The sequence below is a fragment of the Rhodanobacter panaciterrae genome (assembly GCF_014651895.1).
Classification (GTDB): Bacteria; Pseudomonadota; Gammaproteobacteria; order Xanthomonadales; family Rhodanobacteraceae; genus Rhodanobacter; species Rhodanobacter panaciterrae.
In genome coordinates, this window is sequence record NZ_BMXT01000002.1 from 431,784 (window position 1) to 456,484 (window position 24,701).

Annotated in this window: 22 protein-coding genes; 13 read left to right on the top strand and 9 right to left on the bottom strand. The window is 65.8% G+C overall.

Features of this window, described 5'->3' with window-relative positions; translation table 11 throughout:
* Nucleotides 1-51: 51 nt before the first annotated feature.
* Entirely contained in the window at nt 52-2,226 is a 2,175-nt protein-coding gene (locus IE071_RS11395) for a primosomal protein N' (RefSeq protein ID WP_189441319.1), read from the top strand.
* Between the two features lie 36 nt (nt 2,227-2,262).
* On the opposite strand, the gene tatC is transcribed toward IE071_RS11395, so the two are convergent.
* From tatC to IE071_RS11415, 4 genes are all read right to left on the bottom strand, one after another.
* Nucleotides 2,263-3,045 carry a twin-arginine translocase subunit TatC gene (tatC, locus tag IE071_RS11400; protein ID WP_189441320.1) on the bottom strand — a complete coding sequence of 261 codons (783 nt, stop codon included), beginning with the start codon at nt 3,043-3,045 and terminating at the stop codon, nt 2,263-2,265.
* Nucleotides 3,032-3,481, bottom strand: a complete 450-nt coding sequence (gene tatB / locus IE071_RS11405) for a Sec-independent protein translocase protein TatB (RefSeq protein ID WP_189441321.1) — start codon at nt 3,479-3,481, stop codon at nt 3,032-3,034. The genes tatC and tatB overlap by 14 nt, the downstream gene beginning before the upstream one ends.
* Nucleotides 3,482-3,505: 24 nt before the next feature.
* Nucleotides 3,506-3,763 carry a Sec-independent protein translocase subunit TatA gene (gene tatA / locus IE071_RS11410; RefSeq protein WP_189441322.1) on the bottom strand — a complete coding sequence of 86 codons (258 nt, stop codon included), beginning with the start codon at nt 3,761-3,763 and terminating at the stop codon, nt 3,506-3,508.
* Between the two features lie 66 nt (nt 3,764-3,829).
* Nucleotides 3,830-4,519 carry a lipid-binding SYLF domain-containing protein gene (locus IE071_RS11415; protein ID WP_189441323.1) on the bottom strand — a complete coding sequence of 230 codons (690 nt, stop codon included), beginning with the start codon at nt 4,517-4,519 and terminating at the stop codon, nt 3,830-3,832.
* 95 nt (nt 4,520-4,614) lie between these two features.
* Here IE071_RS11415 and hemH point away from each other — a divergent pair, with 95 nt between their 5' ends.
* Nucleotides 4,615-5,670, top strand: coding sequence for a ferrochelatase (gene hemH, locus IE071_RS11420; protein WP_189441801.1), 1,056 nt, complete (start codon nt 4,615-4,617; stop codon nt 5,668-5,670).
* The gene (locus tag IE071_RS11425; RefSeq protein WP_189441324.1) at nt 5,667-6,512 is read left to right on the top strand and encodes an alpha/beta fold hydrolase; all 846 of its coding nucleotides are present in this window, start codon (nt 5,667-5,669) and stop codon (nt 6,510-6,512) included. The genes hemH and IE071_RS11425 overlap by 4 nt, the downstream gene beginning before the upstream one ends.
* A gap of 10 nt (nt 6,513-6,522) precedes the next feature.
* Here the strand turns inward: IE071_RS11425 and IE071_RS11430 are convergent, their stop codons facing one another.
* Nucleotides 6,523-8,256 carry a dipeptidyl-peptidase 3 family protein gene (locus IE071_RS11430; protein ID WP_189441325.1) on the bottom strand — a complete coding sequence of 578 codons (1,734 nt, stop codon included), beginning with the start codon at nt 8,254-8,256 and terminating at the stop codon, nt 6,523-6,525.
* Between the two features lie 137 nt (nt 8,257-8,393).
* Between IE071_RS11430 and IE071_RS11435 the strand changes: the two genes are divergently transcribed.
* The 4 genes from IE071_RS11435 to IE071_RS11450 all read left to right on the top strand — a co-directional run bounded on the left by IE071_RS11435 (nt 8,394) and on the right by IE071_RS11450 (nt 12,746).
* Nucleotides 8,394-9,731 carry a TCR/Tet family MFS transporter gene (locus tag IE071_RS11435; protein ID WP_189441326.1) on the top strand — a complete coding sequence of 446 codons (1,338 nt, stop codon included), beginning with the start codon at nt 8,394-8,396 and terminating at the stop codon, nt 9,729-9,731.
* Nucleotides 9,728-10,234, top strand: coding sequence for a DUF1993 domain-containing protein (locus tag IE071_RS11440; RefSeq protein WP_189441327.1), 507 nt, complete (start codon nt 9,728-9,730; stop codon nt 10,232-10,234). Before IE071_RS11435 ends, IE071_RS11440 begins: the two co-directional genes overlap by 4 nt.
* Before the next feature lie 112 nt (nt 10,235-10,346).
* The gene (locus IE071_RS11445; RefSeq protein ID WP_189441328.1) at nt 10,347-11,993 is read left to right on the top strand and encodes an NAD(P)/FAD-dependent oxidoreductase; all 1,647 of its coding nucleotides are present in this window, start codon (nt 10,347-10,349) and stop codon (nt 11,991-11,993) included.
* Between the two features lie 90 nt (nt 11,994-12,083).
* Nucleotides 12,084-12,746 carry a DsbA family oxidoreductase gene (locus IE071_RS11450; RefSeq protein WP_189441329.1) on the top strand — a complete coding sequence of 221 codons (663 nt, stop codon included), beginning with the start codon at nt 12,084-12,086 and terminating at the stop codon, nt 12,744-12,746.
* Nucleotides 12,747-12,774: 28 nt separating this feature from the next.
* Here the strand turns inward: IE071_RS11450 and IE071_RS11455 are convergent, their stop codons facing one another.
* On the bottom strand, nt 12,775-15,723 hold the full coding sequence (locus IE071_RS11455; protein ID WP_189441330.1) for a bifunctional diguanylate cyclase/phosphodiesterase: 2,949 nt from the start codon (nt 15,721-15,723) through the stop codon (nt 12,775-12,777).
* A 241-nt stretch (nt 15,724-15,964) separates the two neighbouring features.
* Here IE071_RS11455 and dinG point away from each other — a divergent pair, with 241 nt between their 5' ends.
* From dinG to IE071_RS11485, 6 genes are all read left to right on the top strand, one after another.
* Nucleotides 15,965-18,070, top strand: a complete 2,106-nt coding sequence (gene dinG / locus IE071_RS11460) for an ATP-dependent DNA helicase DinG (protein ID WP_189441331.1) — start codon at nt 15,965-15,967, stop codon at nt 18,068-18,070.
* A complete protein-coding gene (locus tag IE071_RS11465; protein ID WP_189441332.1) occupies nt 18,067-18,621 on the top strand; it encodes a HutD/Ves family protein in 555 nt (184 codons plus the stop codon). Before dinG ends, IE071_RS11465 begins: the two co-directional genes overlap by 4 nt.
* A 53-nt stretch (nt 18,622-18,674) precedes the next feature.
* On the top strand, nt 18,675-19,253 hold the full coding sequence (locus IE071_RS11470) for an NnrU family protein (RefSeq protein ID WP_189441333.1): 579 nt from the start codon (nt 18,675-18,677) through the stop codon (nt 19,251-19,253).
* 94 nt (nt 19,254-19,347) lie between these two features.
* The gene (locus IE071_RS11475; RefSeq protein WP_077439231.1) at nt 19,348-19,545 is read left to right on the top strand and encodes a hypothetical protein; all 198 of its coding nucleotides are present in this window, start codon (nt 19,348-19,350) and stop codon (nt 19,543-19,545) included.
* Between the two features lie 22 nt (nt 19,546-19,567).
* Nucleotides 19,568-20,164 carry a DUF938 domain-containing protein gene (locus tag IE071_RS11480; RefSeq protein WP_189441334.1) on the top strand — a complete coding sequence of 199 codons (597 nt, stop codon included), beginning with the start codon at nt 19,568-19,570 and terminating at the stop codon, nt 20,162-20,164.
* 56 nt (nt 20,165-20,220) lie between these two features.
* Complete coding sequence (locus IE071_RS11485; RefSeq protein ID WP_189441335.1) at nt 20,221-20,622, top strand: YchJ family protein; 402 nt, start codon at nt 20,221-20,223, stop codon at nt 20,620-20,622.
* 3 nt (nt 20,623-20,625) lie between these two features.
* Here the strand turns inward: IE071_RS11485 and ligB are convergent, their stop codons facing one another.
* The 3 genes from ligB to IE071_RS11500 form a co-directional block, all read right to left on the bottom strand.
* Nucleotides 20,626-22,311: an NAD-dependent DNA ligase LigB gene (gene ligB, locus IE071_RS11490; protein WP_425503457.1), complete on the bottom strand. Its 1,686-nt coding sequence runs from the start codon at nt 22,309-22,311 to the stop codon at nt 20,626-20,628.
* Between the two features lie 113 nt (nt 22,312-22,424).
* Nucleotides 22,425-23,198, bottom strand: a complete 774-nt coding sequence (locus IE071_RS11495) for an NRDE family protein (RefSeq protein ID WP_189441337.1) — start codon at nt 23,196-23,198, stop codon at nt 22,425-22,427.
* 9 nt (nt 23,199-23,207) lie between these two features.
* Nucleotides 23,208-24,647 carry an FAD-dependent oxidoreductase gene (locus IE071_RS11500; RefSeq protein WP_189441338.1) on the bottom strand — a complete coding sequence of 480 codons (1,440 nt, stop codon included), beginning with the start codon at nt 24,645-24,647 and terminating at the stop codon, nt 23,208-23,210.
* Nucleotides 24,648-24,701: the final 54 nt, after the last annotated feature.

Genomic DNA, 24,701 nt, shown 5'->3' on the forward strand with positions numbered 1-24,701 from the left:
CGGCTGGGTACAGGGGCACTGCAGCTACACTGAGCTGCCCTGAGGTACGCCATGCCCGCCGTCCTTCGCGTCGCCCTGCCGGTGCCCCTGCCGACCCTGTTCGACTACCTGCCGCCTGCGGCGGGTGAGGCCTGCGTTGGCAGCCGGGTGCTGGTGCCATTCGGCCGCAGCAAGCTGGTTGGCGTGGTGGTGGCGATTGAGGCCGAGACGACGGTCGGCAACGGCCGGTTGAAGCAAGTACTGCGGCTGCTCGACGACGACGCTCTGCTCGACCCCGAGCTGATGCAGACACTGGCCTGGGCCGCCGACTACTGGCTCGGTGCGCCGGGCGAGGCGTACGCGAATGCGTTGCCACTGGCGCTGCGCGAAGCGAAACCATTGCCGGCGCTCGGCGACGAATATTGGTCGCTCAGCGTCGCCGGCCGCAGCGCCCACGACGCCGGCAGCCGGCGCGGCGGCAGCAAGACATTGCTGGCGCTGCTGGCCGACGGCGCGCTGAGCGCGCAGGAATTGAATGAGCGCCTGCCCGGCTGGCGCGACGCGGCACGTCGACTGGCCAGTGCCGAGCTACTCGAACGCAGTGAGCGGCCGCCACTCGACCGGCCGCTGCCCGCATCCTTCGCTCCGCTACTGAGCAACGAACAGCAGCAGGCGGTCGCCGCGGTCGGCGCCAGTCTCGGCCAGTACCAGCCGTTCCTGCTCGACGGCGTCACCGGCAGCGGCAAGACCGAGGTGTACCTGGCGCTGATCGAACAGGTGCTGGCGCAGGGCAAGCAAGCGCTGTTGCTGGTGCCGGAAATCGGGCTGGCGCCGCAGACCGTGCGGCGTCTGCGCGAACGGCTCGGGGTGATCGTCGAGGTGCTGCACTCCAATCTGTCCGAAGGCGATCGCGCACGTGCGTGGCTGCGCGCCCGCAACGGCAATGCACGGGTGATCCTGGGCACCCGCTCGGCGGTGTTCACGCCGCTGCCACAGGCCGGCCTGATCATCGTCGACGAGGAGCACGACAGCGCCTACAAACAGCAGGAAGGTTTCCGCTATCACGCGCGTGACCTGGCGCTGGTGCGTGCGCGTGCACTGGGCGTGCCGGTGTTGCTGGGCTCGGGTACGCCGTCGCTGGAATCGCTGGCGAATGCCGAGGCCGGCCGCTATCGCACGTTGCATCTGCGCGCGCGCCCCGGTGCGGTCCGGCCGCCGCAGGTGCAGATCATCGATATGCGCGCGCAGCGGCTGGAACACGGTCTGTCGCCAGCGCTGCTGGCCGCGGTGGCGGATACGGTGGCGCGCGGCGAACAGGCGCTGGTGTTCCGCAATCGCCGCGGTTATGCGCCGGTGCTGCTGTGCCACAGCTGCGGCTGGCATGCCGAGTGCCCGCGCTGCGACCGACCCTTGACCCTGCATGCCGGCCGGCGCCAGTTGATCTGCCATCACTGCGACTACCGCCAGCGGATGCCGGCCGTCTGCCCGACGTGTGGCGCCGGCGAGCTGAAGCCGCAGGGCCAGGGCACCGAGCGGCTGGAGGAAGCGCTGATCGCGCAGTTCCCGCAGGTGCCGGTGCTGCGCGTCGATCGCGAAACCACCCGTCGCCGCGATGCATTCGAGCAGTTGCTGTCCACGCTGCAGGACGATCAACCGGCGATCCTGGTCGGCACCCAGATGCTGGCCAAGGGCCACGACCTGCCCAACCTCACCCTGGTCGCGATCGTCGGCGTGGACGAGGGATTGCACAGCGTGGATTTCCGCGCCGGCGAACGGCTGGCCCAGCTGGTGGTGCAGGTGGCGGGCCGCGCCGGCCGCGCGCGCAAGCCCGGTCGCGTGCTGCTGCAGACCCATCAGCCGGAACATCCGTTGCTGCGCAGCCTGCTCGCGCAGGGTTACGCCGCGGCGGCACGCGAGCTGCTGGCCGAGCGTCGGCTGATCCAGCTGCCGCCGTACAGCCATCAGGTACTGCTGCGCGCCGATGCGCCGCAACGCGAACAGGTCGATGCCTTTCTCGCCGCCGCGCATGCGGCACTGCCGATCAACGCACCGTTGCAGATCGCCGGCCCGATGCCGGCACCGATGCCGCTGCGCGCGGGTCGTCATCGCGGTCAGTTGCTGCTGGAGGCCGCCAGCCGCAGCACGCTGCATGGCATGTTGCGCTCATGGCAGCTGGCCTTGATCGCACTGCCGTCGGCACGCCGGGTGCGCTGGTCGCTGGATGTCGATCCGATCGACCTGTACTAATGCGGCTGTATTGAAGCCAGCTATATCGAAAGATGATCAGCCTGGGTCAGGCCGCAATGACCCCGGTTTCACCAGCCAACGCACCGCCAGTACACCCAGCTCGTACAGCAGGCACATCGGAATGCCGAGCATCAGCATCGAGGTGATATCCGGTGGCGTGATCACCGCGGCGATCGCGAACGCACCGACGATCGCGTAACGCCGGCCGCTGCGCAGCTTGTCCAGGTCGACCACGCCGACCGCGGCCAGCACCACCACCGCCACCGGCACTTCGAAGCACAGCCCGAACGCGAAGAACATCAGCATCACGAAATCGAGGTAGTGGGTGATGTCGGTCATCATCTCCACGCCCTGTGGCGTCACCGCGGTGAGGAAGCGGAACGCGGCCGGCAGCACCAGGAAGTACGCGAACGCGCAGCCCAGATAGAACAGCCCCATCGCCGCGATCAGCAGCGGCCGCGCCAGTCGCTTCTCGTGCTTGTACAGGCCCGGGCTGACGAACGCCCACAGCTGGTACAGGATCACCGGCATGCTGATGAAAAGAGCCGTATAGAAGGCCAACTTCAGCGGCGTGATGAACGGGCTGGTGACTTCGGTGGCGATCAGGTGCGCACCCTGCGGCAACCGTGCGACCAGCGGCGCGGCCAGCTCGGCATACAGCCGGTTCGCAAACGGCACCAGCGCCAGCAGTACCAGCACCACCGCCGCCATCGACTTGAGCAGGCGCGTGCGCAGCTCCAGCAGATGCGAGAACAAGCCCTGCTGCAAGCTGTCGGCGATGTCTTCGGATTCCGGCACGTCGGACTCAGGCGTCGTCATGCGCAGGATTCCTTGCCGGTTTCGACAACGACAACGGTTCGCCCAAGGGCAACTCGGACTGCCGGCTGTCCATTGGCTCGGCGGCCATCGGCGATTCATCAGTCGCTGGGGTTTCCGCAGCGGCGACGGGTTCCGGCCTCACCAGTGCGGCAATCTCGGCAGCAGTCTTGCTCAGCGGCTCGTGCACCTGCAGCACACCGTCTTTCAATTCATTCTGCGCTGCTTCCGCACGGGCGGCCGCCTCACGGGCCGTGCGCTTGATCTGTTCGATCTCCAGCTCGCGTTCGACTTCGGCGCGCACGTTGTCCCAGCCACTGCGCACGCGTCGCAGCAGGGCGCCGGCAGTACGCGCGGCGCCAGGCAGCTTCTCGGGACCGAGCACGATCAACGCGATCAGGGCGAGCAACACCATTTTGCCGAGACTGATCTCGATCATCGCCGCGCTCCGCCCACCGCGCGCTTACTTGGTTTCGCTGGAGTCGCGCTGACTCTGCGTGCTGCTGTCGGCGACCGGCGGGTCGGCGCGCAGCTGCTCGGCGGCCTTGCGGGCGGCTTCCGCTTCCTTCTGCTTCGCCTCGTCCTCACCGCTGAGGCCTTTCTTGAAGTCGCGAATCGCCGCGCCGAGATCCGGCCCGAGATTGCGGATCTTCTTGGTGCCGAATACCACCAGCACGATCACCAGAAGGATCAGCCAATGCCAGATACTGTCAAAACCCATAGTCAACCTCGAGGCGGATTCCAGCCAAGTCGTCTTGGCGCCCATCGCGCCGACACTTCGCAATAACTAGCGCGAAGTGTACTCCTCAAGCCGGTCGCGGAAATCGACCACCGGCCCCGGCACATTGCTGACGCCGCCTTCGAAGATGCGTCGCGGCGTGATGCCGGCGCCATACACGGCTTCATTCGCGTCGTAATCGATGCGCAGTGCCGCGCCATCGATCGCCACGCCGGCGAACAGGCCGCGGGCGCGCGAGTAGGAGTAGATCTCGGCCTTCATCTGCTCATCGGTGGACGCGCTGGTGGTGCGTCCGACCGGGCCGGCCGCGGCCGACGCGTCGGCGCCGAGGGTGAACTTGCCGCGCACGATCGAATCCACACCGCGCTGGGTGCGGAACACCAGGATCACGTCGGTCGACGACACGCCGATCTGGAAGCCCACACTGCCGCCGGTCATGCTGATGAAGCTGGGATTGGACCAGGTGCCGTCCGGCCCCTTCACCGAGATCAGGCCTTCACCGCGGCGGCCGCCGAAGACGAAGCCGACCTTCAGCATGTCGGGAATCACCGCGATCGCCCGGGCATCGCGCAGCAGATCCTGCGGGATCGCCTTGTCCGGCGCCTGCATGATGTCGTTGAGCACGCGTACGGCGTTCTGCGCGCGCACCAGCGGCGGATCTTCGGCATGCGCAGCCATCGCCGGCAGCAACAGGGCGAGGCCAATCAGCAGCAAACGATGCAGTGGTGTCTTGAACATGGACGGCTCCACTTGGGTTCGAGGATGAGGAGGTGCGCCGCGGCACACCAGGGCTTGTGGCAGACTCCACGATTGATTCCGTCATGACTGCCACCATGCCACGCAGCAATCACTATACCGGCGTTGCCGACCAATCCGACGCGTCGTCCGTTCAGTCCGTTCAGGCAGGTGTACTGCTGGTCAATCTGGGCACACCCACGGCGCCGACCGCGAAGGCGCTGCGCCCGTATCTGGCTGAATTTCTCGGTGACGCGCGGGTGATCGACTACCCACGCTGGCTGTGGTGGCTGATCCTGCATGGCGTGATCCTGCGTGTACGACCGGCCCGTTCGGCCCGTGCCTACGGCAAGATCTGGACCGCGCAGGGCTCGCCGTTGCGCTTCGGCAGCGAAGCACTCGCCGCGGGCCTGCAGGCCGAACTGGACCGGCAGCAACCGGGGACGCTGCGGGTGGCGCTGGCGATGCGTTACGGCGAGCCGTCGGTGGCGCACACGATCGAACAGCTGCAGCGCGAAGGCGTGCGCCGTCTGCTGGTGTTGCCGCTGTATCCGCAGTATTCGGCCACGTCCACCGGCGCTGTGATCGATGCCGTGGCCGACACGTTCAAGACGCTGCGCTGGCCGCCGGAGCTGCGCTTCGTCAACGACTATCACGACGATGCGAGGCATATCGACGCGCTGGCGACCAGTATCGAACACTGGTGGGTGACGAATGGTCGCGGCGATAAATTGCTGCTGTCGTTCCACGGCATTCCGGAACGTTATGTGCGACTGGGCGATCCGTACTTCGACCAGTGCCAGCGCACCGCGCAATTGCTGCGCGAGCGTCTGCATTTGGGCGAGGACGAGTTGCTCGTCAGCTTCCAGTCACGTGTGGGCCGCGAGAGCTGGCTGCATCCGTATACCGACACCACCGTGCGACAGCTCGCCGCCAGCGGCGTGAAGAAACTCGACGTCGCCTGCCCCGGTTTCGCAGTGGATTGCCTGGAGACATTGGAGGAGATCGCGATGCAGAACCGTGATTTCTTCCTCGCCGCCGGCGGCGAAACGCTGCGCTACATCCCTGCACTCAATGACAGTGCCGAACAGGTACGCAGCCTCGCTGCACTGGTACGACGGCATGTTCGTGGCTGGCCGGAATCCATCGCGTGAGCGCACCCATCGAGCGCCGCATCGCGCTGCAACACCTGAGTTTGAGTGCGCAGGTGTGGGGTGATGAAGCGCTCCCGCCGCTGCTGGCGCTACACGGCTGGCTCGACAATGCCGGCAGTTTTGCGTTGCTGGCGCCGCGGCTGGCAACGCGCTTCCGGGTGATCGCGCTGGACCTGCCCGGCCACGGCTGTTCCGATCATCTGGCGCCGGGCGCCAGCTATCACTACCTCGATTATGTGCGCGTGGTACTCGCCACCGCCAAGGCCCTGCAGCTGGATCGCTACAGCTTGCTCGGCCATTCGCTGGGCGCGGGCATCGCCGCGTTGGTCGCTGCCACGATGCCCGAACGGATCGAACGACTATGGCTGATCGAAGGCCTCGGCCCGCTCGGTGACGATGGCTCGCACACGCTGCAGCGCTTCCGCGACGCGCTGACGCCGCGTGGCGACAACGGCAAACCGTTGCGGGTGTTTCGCGATATCACGCAGGCGATCGACGCGCGCAACATGGTCAGCGGCCTGCCCGCCGAACTGGCGCGACCGATCGTCGAACGCGGCCTGATCGAGACCGAGGGCGGCTGGCAATGGCGCAGCGACCCGCAACTGACCCGGCCCAGTGCAACCCGGCTGGCCGAGTCGCAGATCCACGCCCTGCTGCGCGGCATCACCACGCCCACGGCCTTGCTGCTGGCGCAGCCGGCCACCTCGTACCTGCCCAGCGCACCGATGCAGGCCCGCGCAGATTGCGTGGCGGACATCCGCGTCAGTCATCTCGACGGCGGTCACCACCTGCATCTCGAACATCCGGCCGAAGTTGCCGAGTGGATCCACTCGGCAACCTGACGCGGGCGGTTCAGGGCTGCTTGAGCCCCAGCACATCCAGTCCCTGCTCGAAACGGATGTCGACCGGTATATGCGCCTGATCGAGCCGCTTCAGATCGCCAGCCAGCTGCGCGTCGACCGCGCCCATCTGATCGGTGAGCTGCTTCGCCGCGGTGTAGTCGCCGTCGCCCTGGATGGACAGCAGCTTGGCTGACAGCGCGTTCATCGCCGCCGTCATCTTGTCGAAATCGACGCGGTAGCGGCCGCTCTTCTCATCGCGGGTGAACGCGCCCTGCTGCTTGAAGAAGTTGAAGCGCACCATGTTCGCCTTGGCGTGCGCGTCGCTGGCGCCGAAGCGCACCGAGCGCAGGATGCCGGCGAGGAAGGTGACGTAGTTGTCCATCAACTTCGACTTGTCCAGCTCGCCTTTCTCGGCGAGCTTGCTGACCATGTACAGGCCGAGGATGTCGGCCTTGCCTTCCTCGAAGCTGGAGGCCTGGTCCTTCAGCGCCTTGCGCACGGTGCCCTTACCGTCCAACGTGTTCTTGATGCCGAGGCCGTGCGCCACTTCGTGGAACATGGTGTTCTGGAAGAACGCATCGAAGGTGAGATCCTGCTGCTGATCCTCAGTGATCAGTTCCTTGGCGATCGGCAGCATGATCTGCTCGAACTTTGCCTTCATCACGTTTTCCAGCTGCAGCCGGCGCGTGCCCTTCTTCAATTGCACCTGCTCGTCGTTCGGCAGGTTGATCGCGATGGTCTTGGCGCCGGCGTTGGCGTCGCCGCCGTAATAGATCGCGAAGTAGGCATTGAGGTCAGCATCGGAACCGGGCTGCTCGGCCTTGTATTTGTCTGGCACCGGCAGGCCGCGCTGCAGTTCGGGCAGGTATTGGGCGAAGCGTGCCAGCTTCTTGCTCCAGGCCTGGTCCTTGATCAGCACGTACGATTCGTAGCTGGCCTTGTAGCCGTACAGCTGATCCTCGTAGGTCTCGATCGGGCCAATCACGATGTCGACCAGATTCTTCTTCATCGCCATCCAGGCGAAATCGCTGGCCTGGTAGTCGTCGCTGAGCAGCGCGTCGGCGCGCAGGGTCAGGTATTTCCTGAAGCCGGCATCCTGCGACAGCTTGGCGGCATCACGCAGCAGGCCGGCGGCTTTCTGCAGCTGATCCTTGTATGCCTCGTGATACGGCACGCTGATCAGCTGACCTTGCGCATCGCGGCGCAGCAAGGTGTACAGCGCAGTCTTGTCCTTCAGCGCGGACTTCTCGAACTCTTCCTTGCTCATGTCGGCCGGATAGAACTGCGCACCGGCGGGACGTGCGCCGATGCCCTCGATGAACGGCTGGTCGTTGTCGAGCCGGTCCCACGGGCCGTAGTTGATTTCGGCGAATTCGCGCATGGTCGGATCGCTGATCTTTTGCAGCAACGCGTCCTTGTCGCCCCACGCCTGCTGCCAGTAGATCGCGTTCATGCTGTCGGCCGCCTCGACCAGCAGCGCGATCATCTTCTTCTGCTTCGCGTCGAACGCGGACAGGTCGGCTGTGAGTTTCACCGTGGCGTAATCGGCCAGGTGCTGCTTCACCGCGGCGCTGGTCTTGCTGTCGACCGTGACCGCCGCACTGGCTGCCGTGGCGGGCGCCGTGCTGGTGGGTGCCGGGGCCAGCTCCTCCTTCGATACGGGCGCCATCGGGGCGGCGTCATGGCTGGAGGAGCAACCGGCCAGCGCCAGCAGCAGGCACAAGGGAAGCAGACGTCGGTACATGGCAGTTCCTTGACGAGGGGATCGCCCATGGTATCGCGCCGCGCGCCGCACCGGTTTCCGGTGACGCCGGCACTTACGCACATGTCGCGCCCGCGCCGTTCGGCTATCGTGCATCTCCCAACGCCTCGCCTCGCCCCATGGATCAGTCGCCCACCCTCGCCGCTCCGCGCCACCGCGCCGCCATCAACTTCATCTTCGTCACCGTGATGCTGGACATGCTGGCGTTCGGCATCATCATCCCGGTGCTGCCGCACCTGATCGTGCAGCTGATCGGCGGCAGCATCTCGCAGGCCGCGGTATGGGCCGGCGCGTTTGTCACGCTGTTCATGCTGATGCAGTTCATATTTTCGCCGGTGCAGGGCGCGCTGTCGGATCGCTTCGGCCGGCGCACGGTGATCCTGATCTCGAGCTTCGGGCTCGGCATCGACTTCATCGTGATGGCGCTGGCGCCGGTGCTGTGGCTGCTGTTCGTCGGCCGCGCGGTGTCCGGCATCTGCGCGGCCAGCTTCTCCACCGCGAATGCGTATATCGCCGACATCGTGCCGAAGGAGAAGCGCGCGGCGGCGTTCGGCACGCTCGGCGCCGCGTTCGGCATCGGCTTCATCGTGGGTCCGGCGCTGGGCGGCTTTCTCGGCCACCTGCATATCCGCCTGCCGTTCTGGGTGGCGGCCGGCCTGTCGCTGATCAACTTCTGCTACGGCTACTTCGTGCTGCCCGAGTCGCTGCCGAAGGAAAAACGCAGCCCGCGTTTCGACTGGCGCCATGCCAACCCGTTCGGCGCCGTGGTGCTGTTGCGCCGCTATCCGCAGGTGTTCGGGCTGGCCGCCGTGTACTTCCTGATCAACCTGGCACAGTTCTCGCTGAACTCCACCTACGTGCTGTACACCGACTACCGCTATGGCTGGGGACCGCAGGCGGTCGGCTATACGCTGGGTCTGGTCGGGCTGTGCAGCGGGCTGGTGCAGGCGGTGCTGGTACGCCGACTGATGCCCAAGCTGGGCGAGCGGCGGATGATCCTGACCGGGCTCGCGTTATGCATCGTCGGCTACATTTTCTTCGGCTTTGCCTCGCTACCGTGGGTGTTCCTGCTCGGCATTCCGTTCCTGAGCCTGGGCGGACTGGCCGGGCCACCGGCACAGGCGATGATGACGCACCAGGTCGACCCGCATGAGCAGGGTCGCCTGCAAGGCGCGCTGAGCAGTCTGGCCAGCCTCGCCGGCATCTTCGCACCGGCCCTGTTCTCCAATCTGTTCGCGCTGTTCATCAGCGACCACGCGCCGGTGCAGCATTTACCGGGCGCTGCGTTCGTGCTGGCTGCGGCGCTGCTGCTGATTGCGGGCTTGATTGCCATAAAGGTGACCCGTCACGTGCCGGCGGCTGCCCCCTTGGCGGCGGACGAGATCGTCCCCACCCTGCCATTCAACGATTTCCCGTCCGAATCGATTCCCCACGCCCCACCGGAGCAAACCCCATGACACTGTCCATGTACCAGGCTTCCGTTCCCGTCTTCATCCGCGCGCTCGGCAATCTCAAGCACGTGCTGCAGAAAGGCGCGGAACACGCGAAGGCGAAAAGCGTCGCCGACGAAGTGCTGCTGCAGACCCGGCTGATCCCCGACATGCTGCCGCTGGTCAAGCAGGTACAGATCGCCGCCGACATGGCCACCCGCGGCAGCGCCCGCCTGGCCGGGGTCGAGCCGAAGTCGTTCGAGGACAACGAGACCACGCTGGAGCAGGTCTACGCGCGCATCGACAGCGCGATCGAGTACATCAAGACGTTCAAGCCCGAGCAGATCGACGGCAGCGAAGGTCGCAGCATCGTGCTCAAGATGCGCACTGGCGAAATGACCTTCGAAGGTCAGGCCTACCTGCTGGGCTTCGTGATCCCGAATGTGTTCTTCCATTGCACCACCGCGTACAACATCCTGCGCGAGGCGGGTACCGAGATCGGCAAGATGGATTTCATCGGCCAGGCGTGATCACGACCGGCGCCGCGGCCACGGTCGCGGCGCCATTCCCGCGCGCGCAACGCCAGCGGGAGATATCTGCGAAAATCCGGCCGCTCACTTCAGTTTCCGGATTCCCAGGCACATGTTGCGACTGACCGACCTCAAGCTGCCGCTGGACCACAGCGAGGCCGCACTGACCGCCGCGATCCTCAAGCGGCTGGATATCGAGGCCGTCGCACTCACCAGCTACAGCGTCGCCAAACGCAGCCACGACGCGCGCAAGCGCGGTGCCATCGCGCTGATCTATGCGCTGGACATCGAGACCACGCAGGAAGCGGAGCTGCTGCGGCGCTTTGCCGACGATCAGCACGTCCAGCCCACACCGGACACCGATTACCACTTCGTGGCAAAGGCGCCGGCCCAGCTGGCACAGCGTCCACTGGTGGTCGGCTTCGGCCCGTGCGGCCTGTTCGCCGGGCTGATCCTGGCGCAGATGGGTTTCCGCCCGATCATCCTCGACCGCGGCAAGGAAGTGCGCGAACGCACCAAGGACACCTGGGAGCTGTGGCGCAAGCGCAACCTGCATCCGGAATCCAATGTGCAGTTCGGCGAGGGCGGCGCCGGCACGTTCTCCGACGGCAAGTTGTACAGCCAGATCCGCGATCCGCTGCACCACGGCCGCAAGGTGCTCACCGAGTTCGTCAAGGCCGGTGCGCCGGCGGAAATCCTCTACGTCAGCAAACCGCATATCGGCACGTTCCGGCTGGTGACGATGGTGGAGAACATGCGCGCCACCATCGAATCGCTGGGCGGCGAGATCCGTTTCAGCAGCCGCGTCGACAACCTGCTGCTGGAACCGACGGCAGATGGTCAACAGCAGGTGCGCGGCGTGACCCTGGCCAGCGGCGAACAGTTGCTCGCCGATCATGTGGTGCTGGCGCTCGGCCACAGCGCGCGTGACACCTTCGAGATGCTGCATGCGCGCGGCGTGTATCTGGAAGCGAAGCCCTTTTCGATCGGCTTCCGCATCGAACATCCGCAGTCGGTGATCGACCGCGCCCGTTTCGGCCCGCAGGCCGGCCATCCGGTGCTGGGCGCCGCCGACTACAAGCTGGTGCACCACTGCAAGGGATCGCATGAAGGCAGCGGCCGCACGGTATACAGCTTCTGCATGTGCCCCGGTGGCACCGTGGTCGCCGCCGCTTCCGAGCCGGGCCTCGTGGTCACCAACGGCATGAGCCAGTACTCGCGCAACGAGCGCAACGCGAATGCGGCCGTCGTGGTCGGCATCGATCCCGCCGACTTCGCGCCATTCGACGACAGTGGCAGTCCGCTCGCCGGCATCGCGTTGCAGCGTGCACTGGAAAGCCATGCCTATGTCCTCGGCGGTGAAAACTACAGCGCACCCGGCCAGCTGGTCGGCGACTTCCTCGCCGGCCGCACCTCGCATGAATTCGGCGACGTGCAGCCGTCGTACAAACCGGGCGTGACCCTGGGCAATCTCGACAGCACCCTGCCCGCTTACGCGATCGCTGCGATCCGCGAGGCATTGCCCGCGTTCGAGCGCCAGATTCGCGGCTACGCCATGCACGACGCCATCCTCACCGGCGTCGAAACGCGTACTTCCTCGCCGGTGCGGATCACCCGCGACGACAGCCTGCAGAGCCTCAATACCCGCGGCCTCTACCCCGCCGGCGAAGGCGCCGGCTACGCCGGCGGCATCCTGTCCGCCGCGGTCGATGGCATCCGCATCGCCGAGGCGGTGGCGCTGAGCATCAACGGAAACTGAATCGTATCGCCAATTGATTGCACGGCCCGGCGACCCTATCTAGTAGCGATCTGCAGCTGCCCGCTGCGTATTTCTCACGAAGGTTCACCCATGTCCACCGCAACCACACCCGCTCCGCTGCGTATCGATTTCGTCTCCGATGTCTCCTGCCCATGGTGTGCAATCGGGCTCGCCTCGCTGCAGCAGGCGTTGGCAAAACTGGATGGCGAGGTCGCTGCGGAAATCCACTTCCAGCCGTTCGAACTCAATCCGCAGATGGCGCCGGAAGGTGAGGACTCCACCGAACATCTGGTGCGCAAGTACGGCAGCTCGGCCGAACAGATCGACGCGAACCGCGCGGCGATCCGTGACCGCGGCGCGGCGCTGGGTTTCACCTTCAACATGGATCGGCGCAGCCGCGTCTACAACACGTTCGACGCGCACCGGCTGCTGCACTGGGCCGAACTGGAAGGTCGCCATCTCGCACTGAAGCAGGTGCTGCTGCGTGCCTACTTCACCGATGGTGAGGACGTCAGCGCGCACGACACGCTGCTTCGGCTGGCTGTCGAAGCGGGACTGGATACCGAGCGAGCGCGACAAATTCTCGCCAGCGACGAATTCGCCGACGAGGTGCGTGCGCAGGAGCAGTTCTTCCAGAGCCGCGGTATCCATTCGGTACCGGCGACGATCATCAACGGCCAGCACCTGATTTCCGGCGGACAGCCGCCCGAGGCGTTCGAACAGGCTTTGCGACAGATCGCCGCCACAGCGTAAATCCATTCACGCATCGACCACGCGCGGCTCAAGCCAGCGCGTGGTCGACCCAGTGCATGATCGGCGAAGGATGGCCGAGCAGATAACCCTGCCCCATCTCGCAGCCCATCGCCATCAGTGCGCCGTACTGGATCTCGGTTTCGATGCCTTCGGCGATCACCTGGATGTTCAGCGCACGCGCCAGCGCGAGGATCGCCGCCACCACCGTGGTGCTGTTGGTATTGGCGCCCTTGTCCAGCTCCTGCACGAACGCACGGTCGATCTTCAGGATGCGCAACGGCAGCGAGTGCAGATAGCTGAGCGAGGAGTAGCCGGTACCGAAGTCGTCCAGCGCGGCACCGACGCCGATCGTGCGCAGGCGGTCGAGCGTGGCGCGCACGCGCTCGGGGTTGTCCAGCAGCGCGCCTTCGGTGACTTCGACGACCACCCGCGACGGCGAAAGCCCGGTACGTTCAAGCAGCTGGATCAGACGCCCGTCGAAATCCGCGTGGCGCAGGTGCAGCGCCGAAACGTTCACGGTCATGAAGGTATCGGCGCTACCGTGTTTCAGCAGCAGGTTGCAGCTGAGCTCGAACATGCGCCAGTCGATCGTCTCGATCAGCCCGCTGTCCTCGGCGATCTTCAGGAAGTCGCCCGGTCGCAGCACACCACGCTGCGGGTGGTTCCAGCGGATCAGTGCCTCATAGCCGACCACGCGGCCATCATCAAGCCGGCAGATCGGCTGGAAATACGGCTCGAACTGATCCAGCTGCAGCGCCTGGCGCAGCTCGCCTTCCAGCGCCAGCACGTCGACTACGTTTTTCGCCAGCGTCTCGTCGAACAATTCGAAGCGCTTGCGTCCGAGCTCCTTGGCCCGATACAGCGCGATGTCGGCGTCGCGCAGCACTTCGTCGGCGGCATCGTAGTGATGGTCGCCGATCGCGATACCGACGCTGGCGGTCACCTGAAGTTCCTTGCCGGCGATCAGCATCGGTGCACTCAGCGCATCCATCACGCGCTGTGCCACGGCCGTGGCATCGCGCGGAAACTCCACATCTTCCAACAGGATGGCGAACTCGTCGCCGGACAATCGCGCCACCAGATCAGGGTGACGCACGCAGCCGGCCAGCCGGGACGCCACCTCTTTCAGCACCTCGTCACCGGCCAGATGGCCGAGGCTGTCGTTGATGATCTTGAAGCGGTCGACATCCAGATACAGCAACGCGCAGTGTTGCTGCGGTTCGCGCCGGATCGCGGCCAGCACACGGTCGATGCGATCGCGCAGGTAACCGCGATTGGGCAAGCCGGTCAGCGAATCGTGCATGACCTGATGGCGCAGCTGATCCTGCATGCGTTCGCGTTCGATGATTTCCTTGCGCAACGCCAGCGTGCGCTCTTCCACCCGATGTTCGAGTTGTTCGTAGGCGCGCTTCAGCGACTCGGCGGAACGGCGACGGGTCAGGCTGTTGGCGATCTGCGAGGCGACGAAGCTGAGCAGTTCCTGATCCGCCGGGCCGTAGACCACGCTGGGCCGGTAGCTTTGCACGGTGACCAGTCCGATCACTTCGTCGCCCACGATCAGCGGCACGCCGAGCCAGCACATCGCCGGTGAACCCGAGCGCCCGGGTGCAATCTCGCCTTGCCGATCGAGCTCCTCGATATCCGCGTTGTCCGCACGCAGCGCCGTGCCACGACGCAACACGTACTCGCTGAGGCCACGGCCCAGTGAGCGTTCGGCCGGCGGCAGTTTCACGGCATCCACGGCATAGGGAAAGGTCAATCGCTGGCGATCATCGGAGAGCAACGCGATGAAGAAATTTTCCGCATTCAGCAACTCGCCGACCACCGCGTGCACGCGCCGGTAGAACTCGTCCTGGTCGATATCCGCGGTGGCCAGCTCGGCGAGCTGGAACAGCGCCGCCTGCAGATATTCGGCGCGCTGCCGCTCCAGGATTTCCAGTTGCAGCCCTCGATTGGCCTCGGCCAGCTGCTGGGTGCGCAGCTGCACGCGCTGCTCCAGATCGGCCTTGGTCTGCTTGCGTTCCAGCGCGGTGAGGATATGGCTGCCGACAAATTCCAGCAGGGCCAGGTCCTCGTCGGTGAAGCCGATATCCTGCTGATAGCTCTGCACCACCAGCGCGCCGCGTGGCTGGCCATCGCGCAACATCGGCACCCCGAGCCAGTCATAACTGTCCGGCCCGATCAGGGCGACCGGCCCCGACACCTGGCTGCGCAGTTCCTCGGCGTTGCCCATGCGCGCCTTGCCGTCGCGGATCATGTACCAGGTCAGCGTGTATTCGATCGCGCTCAGCGGCATGTCCTGCCCGACACCCGGAATCGTCGGGTCCTCGACGTCGATGAAGTACAGGAAGCGGATCGTGTCCTGCTCGGCGTTGTGCAGCACGATGAAGAAGTTTTCCGCGTACATCAGCGTGCTGACGATGGCATGGATGCCGCTCAGCATCGCCGGCATGTCGCGCTCGGAACCGGCCAGGTCGGAGATCGCGAACAGCGCACGCTGCAGCGTCTCGGAGCGCTCGAGTTGTTGATGCGAATGCTGCAACTCGCGCCATTCCAGCGCCCGTCGCAGATACTCGCCGGCGAGTTGCAACGGCGCCGCCAGTTCGTCGAGAAAGCCGAAACCATCATGGCCCGGCTGCATGGTCAGCAACAGCAGCGCCGACTCGGGCTGCTGGCACAAACGGATCGCGACGCGGTGGCGATCGGGATGCCAGTGTGGCGTTTCCGCGCGGCTGGCCGCGTCCAGCCACGACAAATCTGCTGCATCGATTCGTGTCGCCGGCACGCAGTGATGACGACCCGGCACATCCAGACCCCACAGCATGCAAGCTGCCGCGCAACCCGGCCGTGCCTGAACCAATGCGGCGATCGTCGCGCCCACTTCATCGGGAGTGTTGCCCGCTGCCAACCGAGCCAGCCAGCTCAATTGCAGTGAGCCGTCAGACGGCGTCGATTCAAGCGCACCCACATGTTTCATTGGTGGAGCTCCCCCCGAGCCTGGCCGCCAACGCCTGTGGGTTAGCATACCCTTTCGATGCCGCACGATAACTCTCACCTCGCTCCGTTTGCACCGGTCCGCCTGCGACCGGATGCGCAAAACCGATAAACTGCCCTCTTGCATCCGGCCAATGGCGCTTTTGGCGCAACGTGCCTGCCCGCAAGCCGTCGCCGCTGTCCGGGCTCCATGCGTCATCCGCGCCACAGGTTCTCGATCCAGCATGCTCGCCGACACCACCAAAGACGCCATCCGCGCCGCCTATGCACGCCTGAAGGACGGGCTGCCGGGCTTTCGCGCGCGCGCGTCGCAGGGAAAGATGATCGCCGAGGTGGCCAAGGCGTTCGGCCGCACCGGCGGCGTGGCGGTGATCGAGGCGCCGACCGGCACCGGCAAGTCGATGGCTTACCTGATCGCCGGCGTGGCCGTGGCGCGCTTCCAGAAGAAGAAACTGCTGATCGCCACCGCCACGGTAGCGCTGCAGGAACAGCTGGTGCAGCGCGATATTCCGCTGTATCTGCAGCTCAACGGCATCGAGGCGAAAGTGGCGCTGGCCAAGGGCCGCGGCCGTTACCTGTGCCCGCGCAACCTGATGATGGCGGCGAACAGCATCAACGACACCGCGCAGATGGGTCTGGCCGGTTTCGACGCCGACCTGGTGCTGTGGACCAAGCCGCCACAGGCGCGCGACAAGCAGGCGCTGACAAAACTGCGCAGCGCATTCGACCGCAACGAGTGGAACGGCGACATGGACAGCGCGCCGGAAGCCGTCAGCGACCTGCTGCGCCCGATGGTGACCACCAGCGCCGGCGGCTGCACCGGGCGCAAGTGCGGCCAGTTCATGATCTGCCCGTTCTTCGCCGCGCGCCGCGCGGTGGACGATGCCGAGATCATCGTGGCGAACCAGGACCTGGTGCTGGCCGATCTCACCATGCCGGGTGAGGATGAAGGCTGGGGCGGCATCATTTTGCCGCGGCCGGACGAGACGCTGTACATCTTCGACGAAGGCCACCACGTGCCGGGCAAGGCGATCGACCGCGGCGCCAGCGAGGTCTACATGAATGTCACGGTGCGCCAACTGAGCCGGCTTGGTCGGCAGGTGCACGCGGCCTATTCGCTCACCGACAAGCAGACGCTGGGCAAGCTGTCGCTGGATGCCGGCGACGCCAAGCTGCAGGAACTGAGCAATACGCTGGAAGAGCTGGAGAAAGAAATCCGCCTCGGCTGGCTGCCCGACCCGGCCGAAACCGAGCCGATGTACCGCGGTTCGCTGGGCCAGCTGCCGGAAGCATGGGTGGAGCACGCGCGCGCACTCAGCCTGTACACCGGCGAGGTGCAGCGCTGGCTGACCGCGGTGCGTCGCGCCGTGGTCGAGATGACCGACGGCGGCCCGACTCAGGAAGCGCTGTCGCGCGAGCTGGGCATCGCCCTGGAGCGCATCGGCAAACAGGCCAGTTGCTGGCGCGCGTGGGCCAACGACGATCCCGATGGCGTGCCGCCGCTGGCGCGCTGGGTCACCTTGAGCGGCGATCAGCAACTGGTCTGCCATGCCTCGGCGGTCTCCGCCGGTGGTTTGCTGCGCAGCGTGCTGTGGGGTAACGCCAGCGGCGTGTTGATGACCTCGGCCACGCTGAGCGCGGGCGGCAACTTCCGCGGTTTCGTCGATGCGGTGGGCCTGCCTGACGATGCAGTGTGCCTGAGCCTGCCCTCGCCATTCGACCTCGCCGCACAGGCACGTCTGGAAGTACCGGCGATGCGCACCCTGCCCGACGCGCGCGAAGCCCACGCCGAGGAAATCAGCGAGTGGCTCGCGGAAAACCTCGACTGGGACGCCGGCAACCTGGTGTTGTTCACCTCGCGGGTGAAACTCGATCGCGTATTGCAGAAGCTGCCGATCGCGCAGGTGCGCAAAGTGCGCGCGCAGGGTTCGCTGGGCAAGTCGCAGCTGATCGCCGAACACTGCGCCGACATCGAGGCGGGCAAGGGCAGCACCCTGTTCGGCCTGGCCTCGTTCGGCGAAGGCCTCGACCTTCCGGGCAAGCTGTGCGAGACGGTGGTGATCACCCAGCTGCCGTTCGCGGTGCCGACCGATCCGGTCGGCGCCACCTATGCAGAATGGCTGGAATCGCGCGGGCGCAATCCGTTCATCGAGGTCAGCATCCCCGAAGCGACGCGCCTGCTGACGCAGTACTGCGGCCGCCTGATCCGCAACGAGACCGACCGCGGCCGCGTCGTGCTGCTGGATCGTCGCGTGGTGACCAAACGTTACGGCAGCGGCATGCTGAAGGCGCTGCCGCCGTTCCAACGCATCATCGAGCGCACCGCATGATCATCCGACTCGCCGATTGCCCGCCGCAGCCATGGAAGAACGGCCTCGGAAGCACGCGTGAAATAGCCATCCATCCGGATGGTGCCGGCAACGACGATTTCCTGTGGCGCGTGAGCATCGCCGAGGTCGACAGTGCGGCACCGTTCTCCAGCTTCCCCGGCATCGACCGCCAGATCGCCCTGCTCGACGGCAACGGCTTCACGATGACGCTGGACGATGACCGCATGCACGCGCTGACCACACCGTTTGAACCGTTCGCGTTTGCCGGCGAGGCGAAGGTGGCGGTGACCCTGGTCGACGGCCCGACACGCGATTTCAATCTGATGGTGCGGCGTACGCAGGCGCGTGGCGAAGTACAGGTATGGCAGGGGCCGGACACCCGGATGCCCGATCCATCCACCGTGCTGGTCTACTGCGCCCGCGGCGTTATCGACACCACCGAAGGCCCGCTGCACGCCGGCGATGCATGGCGACCTGCGCCGGCAAGTCCGCTCAGGCTGCACCACAACGCCTTGGCGCTGGTCATCCGGATCGAGCCAAACGCCAGCTGACCGAAACCGGTGGTCGCCTATACTCGACCGATCCCATTCGCGAGGTAGCCGCCATGTCCGTGCTGATTCTCGGCCTGCTGATCTTTCTCGGCATTCACTCCCTGCGCATCTTCGCCAACGACTGGCGCGACCGGCAGGTCGCCCGGCTGGGCGCGAAACGCTGGAAGGGCCTGTACGCGCTGGTCTCGATCGTCGGCTTCGTACTGATCTGCTGGGGCTTCGGGCTGGCCCGCCAGCAGCCCGTGCTGCTGTATGTGCCCCCGCTGCCACTGCGCCATCTCAATGCGCTGTTCACGCTGATCGCGTTCGTGCTGTTTTTCGCGGCACGCGTGCCGCACAACCGCATCAAGGCGAAGCTGCACCATCCGCAGGTGCTGGCGGTGAAGGTGTGGGCATTCGGCCACCTGCTGGCCACCGGCATGCTGCACGACGTGGTGCTGTTCGGTGCGTTCCTGCTGTGGGCGATCGTGTTGTTCGCCGTATCGCGCCGACGTGACCGGCAGACCGGTACCACGTATCCGGCAGGTACGCTCAAGGGCGACGTGATGACCGTCCTGATCGGCGTCGTGGTGTGGGCCCTCTTCGCGTGCTGGCTGCACCTGTGGTTGATCGGCGTGAATCCGATGAGCTGACCGGTTGAGCTGAATGGGGTGGCATCAGTCATCTACGCACGCGCACCAGCGTGCGCTAGAGTCTGCCCATTCCACCCATCCCGAGGTCATCCTCATGGCCGCTTTCCTGCTCTGGTTGTTGCTGCTGGTGTTCTGCTGGCCACTCGCCCTGCTGGCGCTGGTGCTGTACCCGATCGTGTGGTTGCTGCTGTTGCCGTTCCGGCTGGTCGGCTTCACCGTCGGCGCCGTGTTCGCCTTCCTCGGTGCCCTGCTGATGCTGCCGGCACGCGTGCTGCGCGGCCGACCCGTCTGAGCGACATCGGGCTTTTCCAAGCATGAGCAAGCCTCACTCGCCTTCGTGCGAGCGCAACCGCGAACCGATTCTCGATGTACTGCGCGAGCAGCTGTCCGATCGACGGCATGTGCTGGAAGTCGGCAGCGGCACCGGCCAGCATGCGGTGCATTTCGCCGCGGCGCTGCCGCAGTTGATCTGGCAGAGTTCGGATCGCGCGGAGAACCTGCCGGGCATCCGCGCGTGGCTGGACGAGGCGGCGCTGCCGAATACACCCGCACCGCTGGAATTCGACGTGGCCGGTACCTGGCCGACGATGCAGTTCGATGCGGTATTCAGTGCCAACACCTTGCACATCATGGCGTGGCACGAAGTGGAGTCGCTGTTCGCCCGCTTGCCCACGATCACCACCGACGACGCAAGCCTGATCATCTACGGTCCGTTCAACTATCAGGGCCGTTACAGCAGCGACAGCAATGCCGCGTTCGATCAGTGGCTGCAGGCGCGCGGTGCGCACATGGCGATCCGCGATGCCGAGGCGGTGGATGCGCTGGCAAGCCGGGCCGGCTTCAACCTGATCGACGATATCGCGATGCCAGCCAACAACCGCTGCCGTGTGTGGCGCCGCAACCCTGCCTGAGCGCGTGCCTGCACAACATGCCTGTACAAACGCGCCGAAGCGGGTACAAAGGCGGCATGAAGTCGATCGACACACTGACCCCATGCCCTTGCGGCAACCCGGCTGGCTACGCCCAATGTTGCGGCCCTCTGCACGAGGGCGTCGCTGCCGCGACGGCCGCGCAGTTGATGCGTTCGCGCTACAGCGCCTACGTGCTCAGGCGCGAGGATTATCTGTTGGCGAGCTGGCATCCCGACACGCGCCCGGCATCGCTGCGACTGGCCGCGCAGCAACCACCACCGACCTGGCTGGGACTGGAGATCCGCCAACATCAGCAGAGCGACGACGACCACGCCACCGTCGAGTTCGTCGCCCGCTATCGTCTCGGCGGCGGCCGCGCACAGCGGCAGCACGAAACCAGCCGCTTCGTGCGCGAGGCCGGTCGCTGGTACTACCTCGACGGCGAACTCAATAGCTGAAACTCAGAACCCCTGCACACCGGCCGCATGCAGTCGCGCAGCCTGTGCGCGTACTTCGGGGTGGCTGAAGAATTCCACCAGCTGATTCGCGCGACCGGCACCGATGCCATCGAGTGACTGCCAGTCGCTCGCAGCACGACCGCTCAACGCCGCCCAACCCGACAATCCGTCCGTATCACCGAGCGGCATCCCGAGCGCGCGCAGCCAGCGTGCAAACGGTCGGTCGCGTGCCGTTGCAAAGGTCTGCGCCAGTGTCGCAGCGCGGGTCGAACCGAGGCCCGGCACGGCAGCAAGCTGCGTCGGAGTCAGGTTCATCCAGTCGAGCAGGCCATGGATCAGGCCGGCGTCGATCAGTGCCTGCCAGGTCTCGGCGCCGAGGCCATCCAGCTGCAGGCCCTGCTTGCCACCCAGCCACAGCAGTCGCGCGCGAAATTGCTGTTCGCAACCAGCTACCGCCTGCCAGCAGCTCAAGCGGTCATGGGCTTGCGGATCCGGTGGCGTCACCACCGCACGCTGCTGCGTGCGCCACACCACCGACTGCAGGCGTGGAATGGTCAGGCCGGCGAGCACCACTTCGACCTGATCACCGGGGCGAATATCCAGTTGTTGCCAGCGCTGCAGCGAACCGACACTGACCCGTTGCACGCGGTGATCGTCCAGTTGCACCGGCACCAGCTCCAGTACCGGCGTGATGCGACCGCTGCGACCGACCGTGAAGTCCACTGCACGCACCTCGGCCAGTGCCGATGCTGCCGGATACTTCCACGCCACCGCCCAGTCCGGCGGCGTCGCCTGCCAGGTGCTGGCCGGCGGTCGATGGCCCTGGCGCACCACCGTGCCATCGGCCGCAAACGGCATCGCGTGGCGATACCACTGTTCGCGCCAGCGCTTGACGTCTTCGATTGTCTTGACCGGATACGTATACGTCACGCTGTCGGAGAAACCCATTGCCTTGAGTCCGGCCAGGCGGCCCGGCATATCGGCCGGGCCGCTGGGCCAGTCCCATACGAAAAGGCCGATCTTCGCGGCGGTGTCGGCATCCAGCGTATCGCGTGCCAGTGCACCGGCCACCGCCGAGCGCGCGTTGGCACCACCGTCATCGACCTGCACGTGACCGGGCAGGCGCCAGTAGATTTCGCCCTGCAATACCACGCGCGCCGGCGCGTGTGGCAGGCGCTTGGGAATCGCGTCGATGAGCTGCGCTTTTGCCAGCCAGTCCGAGCCATGAAGGCCATCGCCGCGACTGGTCGCCTGGCGCAACTGGCCGTCCAGATACAACAAGGTGACTGCCACGCCGTCGGCCTTCGGCTGCACCCATAGGTCGTCGTCGCCGTGCTCGCGCATCCACGCTGCGAGAGCTGCGGCATCCGGCAACTTGGCCAGGCCAGTCTGCGCCACCGGTGAACGTGCGCTGCCGCTGGCATCGGCGAGGTGTGCCAGCGGCGCGGGTGCCTGCGCGGGAAAGCAACGACTCCATAGCGCCAGACGTTTCTGCGCCTGATCGTAGACCGCATCGTCGACCGGCGATTGCCCGCTGACCCGATATGCGTGATTCCAGCCGTCGAGCCGGTCGTGCAGCGCGCCCAACTCCTGCCTCGCTTGCGTTGGCGACCAGTCGGGGCAATCGGCGGCACGCGCGACGCCGGTGGCAAACAGCGCGAGGCCGATCATCGGCAACAACCTTTCCATGCGCATGCATCACTCCGCTCCGTGGACGATGCGAGCAGGCTAGCCAGCCGCCAGCCGCATCGGCAGCCGACGATGCCGCTGACGCGCGTAGGCGTCGACCTTTCGGCAGGATGCTACGTCGGCGACGAACCCGCGAAGCGCAGCATCGTCTCACCAGTGAAACGGCCATTCGGTCCGAACCGGCGCTCCACGATCACACCATGACCGTCGTGACCGATCGCCACCACAGTGCTGGCTCGCGTGCCATATGACTCGCCGCGAATGAACGCGGCCGACAGCCAGCGCTCGCGTTCCAGCCCGACGCCGGTATCCGGCAGCTGTTCATCCGGCGCCACTTGTTCATCGGCAAGCGCCACAAACAGCGGTGCGAAATCCGCGGCATCGCCCGCGTCGATCCAGTGTTGCAGGTGCTGCATCAAGAAACGCGTCTTCGGCCATGGCGTATTGAAGTCCGCATTCGACAGCCCGTGCACGCCGGGCGTCACCGCCTGCGCGCGCGGCTCGGGGCGGTTGCCGATATAGAACGCCGCGTCACTGTCGAAGGTGAGCAGGTTGAACGGGCGGTAATCGCCGGCACTATGCAGCAGTTGTCGCGCGTGCGCCGCTGCGTCCGCATGACCATTGAGGTAGTCGGTCGCCAGCAGGCCACGCGAAACACCGAGCTGCGGATCGCGTGGATCGCGCACATTGGTCACCACACAACAGCGCCCGCTGCCGGTGACGCCGAGCCAGGTGCCCCCAGCTTCGAGATCCCGACCACCAGTGATCGGTGCATCGTCCCAGCGAGCCAATGCGGCACTGGGACGCGCATGGAATTCATCGCGATTACCCGCCAGCAACAGACGCCAGTGCGGGTGCGCATTCCAGGCAAAGGCAATCAGGCACATCCGGGAAACTTACGCCACACAGGCCACTTCGGCCAGAGTCAGTTCGCTGAGCATCTGCGCGATCGACCCGGCCGCCTCGCGCCCGTCGTGTACCGCACGCACCACCAGGTCCGCACCACGCATGTTGTCGCCACCGGCGAACACCTGAGGATGACCGGTCTGGAACGGCAATCGGCCATTGCCGCCGGCGAGGATGCGGCCACTGGCATCCAGTGCGATGCCGTGCGCGGCGCACCATGCCGGCGGACTCGGGCGGAAACCGAAGGCCTGGATCACCACGTCGGCGCGCAATTCGGTTTCGCTGCCTTCGACGTTGCGCGGGCGTGGGCGACCATCACCGCTATCGACCAGTTCGGTGGTCACCACGCGCACGCTGCGTATCTTGCCTTGCTCACCCAGCAACTCCAGCGGCTGGCGATGGAACAGGAAGTTGACCCCTTCCTCGCGGCTGTAACCGACCTCGCGGCGCGAGCCGGGCATGCTGGCCTCGTCGCGCCGATACACACAGGTGACCGAAGCGGCACCGAGGCGGATTGCGGTGCGGTTGCAGTCCATGCCGGTATCACCGCCGCCGAGCACGACCACGTGCTTGCCGTTGAGGTCGAGCGCGGACGGCACAGGCTGGTCATCGAGCAGGCGGTTCGCGTTGGCGATCAGGAACGGCAGCGCATCATGCACGCCGGCAAGTTCGCGCCCCGGCAATTCGCCGTCGACGAAGGTGTAGGCGCCGGTGCCGATGAAGACCGCGTCGTAGTCGACCAACAGTTGCTCGAACGCGATATCGCGACCGATCTCTACGTTGAGGTGGAAGCGCACGCCCATGCCTTCCAGCACTTCGCGACGGGTGCGCACCACCGCCTTGTCCAGCTTGAACGGCGGGATGCCGAAGGTGAGCAGACCACCGATCTCGCGCTGACGATCGAACACGTCGACCGCGATACCGGCACGACGCAAACGATCCGCGCAGGACAGTCCGGCCGGGCCGGCGCCAACCACCGCCACGCGCCGGCCGGTTTCCATCACGCCGGAAAGATCCGGGCGCCAGCCCTGACGAAATGCCTCATCGGTGATCGAACGTTCGATGCTGCCGATCGTCACCGAGCCGAAGCCACCCTGCTCCAGCGTGCAGGCGCCCTCGCACAATCGATCCTGCGGACAGACGCGGCCACAGATTTCCGGTAGCGGATTGGTCTCGTGCATCAGCGTGGCCGCTTCGAACAATCGTCCTTCCTGCACGAGCTTCAGCCAGTCAGGAATGTAGTTGTGCACCGGGCAGGCATGCTCGCAATACGGATTGCCGCAATCGAGGCAGCGCTCGGCCTGACCCACAGAAGCCGTTGGCGCGAAATCGCCGCTGATCTCGCCGTAGCCGAGTACGCGGATCGCCACCGGCACCGCCTTGGGCGGCTGTCGCGGGAGGTTGAGGAACTGGAAAAGTTTGTCGCTCATACCTCAGCTCCACCGTAGTGGTCATGTACTCCCTCCCCGGCTCGCAGGGGAGGG

Coding starts and splice junctions, on each gene's coding strand:
- IE071_RS11485 (WP_189441335.1), top strand. CDS start 20,221: ATGAAGTCGATCGACACACTGACCCCATGCCCTTGCGGCAACCCGGCT.
- IE071_RS11395 (WP_189441319.1), top strand. CDS start 52: ATGCCCGCCGTCCTTCGCGTCGCCCTGCCGGTGCCCCTGCCGACCCTG.
- IE071_RS11495 (WP_189441337.1), bottom strand. CDS start 23,198: ATGTGCCTGATTGCCTTTGCCTGGAATGCGCACCCGCACTGGCGTCTG.
- tatC (WP_189441320.1), bottom strand. CDS start 3,045: ATGACGACGCCTGAGTCCGACGTGCCGGAATCCGAAGACATCGCCGAC.
- IE071_RS11415 (WP_189441323.1), bottom strand. CDS start 4,519: ATGTTCAAGACACCACTGCATCGTTTGCTGCTGATTGGCCTCGCCCTG.
- tatA (WP_189441322.1), bottom strand. CDS start 3,763: ATGGGTTTTGACAGTATCTGGCATTGGCTGATCCTTCTGGTGATCGTG.
- IE071_RS11455 (WP_189441330.1), bottom strand. CDS start 15,723: ATGAAACATGTGGGTGCGCTTGAATCGACGCCGTCTGACGGCTCACTG.
- dinG (WP_189441331.1), top strand. CDS start 15,965: ATGCTCGCCGACACCACCAAAGACGCCATCCGCGCCGCCTATGCACGC.
- IE071_RS11440 (WP_189441327.1), top strand. CDS start 9,728: ATGACACTGTCCATGTACCAGGCTTCCGTTCCCGTCTTCATCCGCGCG.
- hemH (WP_189441801.1), top strand. CDS start 4,615: ATGCCACGCAGCAATCACTATACCGGCGTTGCCGACCAATCCGACGCG.
- ligB (WP_425503457.1), bottom strand. CDS start 22,311: ATGGAAAGGTTGTTGCCGATGATCGGCCTCGCGCTGTTTGCCACCGGC.
- IE071_RS11465 (WP_189441332.1), top strand. CDS start 18,067: ATGATCATCCGACTCGCCGATTGCCCGCCGCAGCCATGGAAGAACGGC.
- IE071_RS11430 (WP_189441325.1), bottom strand. CDS start 8,256: ATGTACCGACGTCTGCTTCCCTTGTGCCTGCTGCTGGCGCTGGCCGGT.
- IE071_RS11435 (WP_189441326.1), top strand. CDS start 8,394: ATGGATCAGTCGCCCACCCTCGCCGCTCCGCGCCACCGCGCCGCCATC.
- IE071_RS11450 (WP_189441329.1), top strand. CDS start 12,084: ATGTCCACCGCAACCACACCCGCTCCGCTGCGTATCGATTTCGTCTCC.
- IE071_RS11475 (WP_077439231.1), top strand. CDS start 19,348: ATGGCCGCTTTCCTGCTCTGGTTGTTGCTGCTGGTGTTCTGCTGGCCA.
- IE071_RS11500 (WP_189441338.1), bottom strand. CDS start 24,647: ATGAGCGACAAACTTTTCCAGTTCCTCAACCTCCCGCGACAGCCGCCC.
- IE071_RS11470 (WP_189441333.1), top strand. CDS start 18,675: ATGTCCGTGCTGATTCTCGGCCTGCTGATCTTTCTCGGCATTCACTCC.
- tatB (WP_189441321.1), bottom strand. CDS start 3,481: ATGATCGAGATCAGTCTCGGCAAAATGGTGTTGCTCGCCCTGATCGCG.
- IE071_RS11480 (WP_189441334.1), top strand. CDS start 19,568: ATGAGCAAGCCTCACTCGCCTTCGTGCGAGCGCAACCGCGAACCGATT.
- IE071_RS11445 (WP_189441328.1), top strand. CDS start 10,347: ATGTTGCGACTGACCGACCTCAAGCTGCCGCTGGACCACAGCGAGGCC.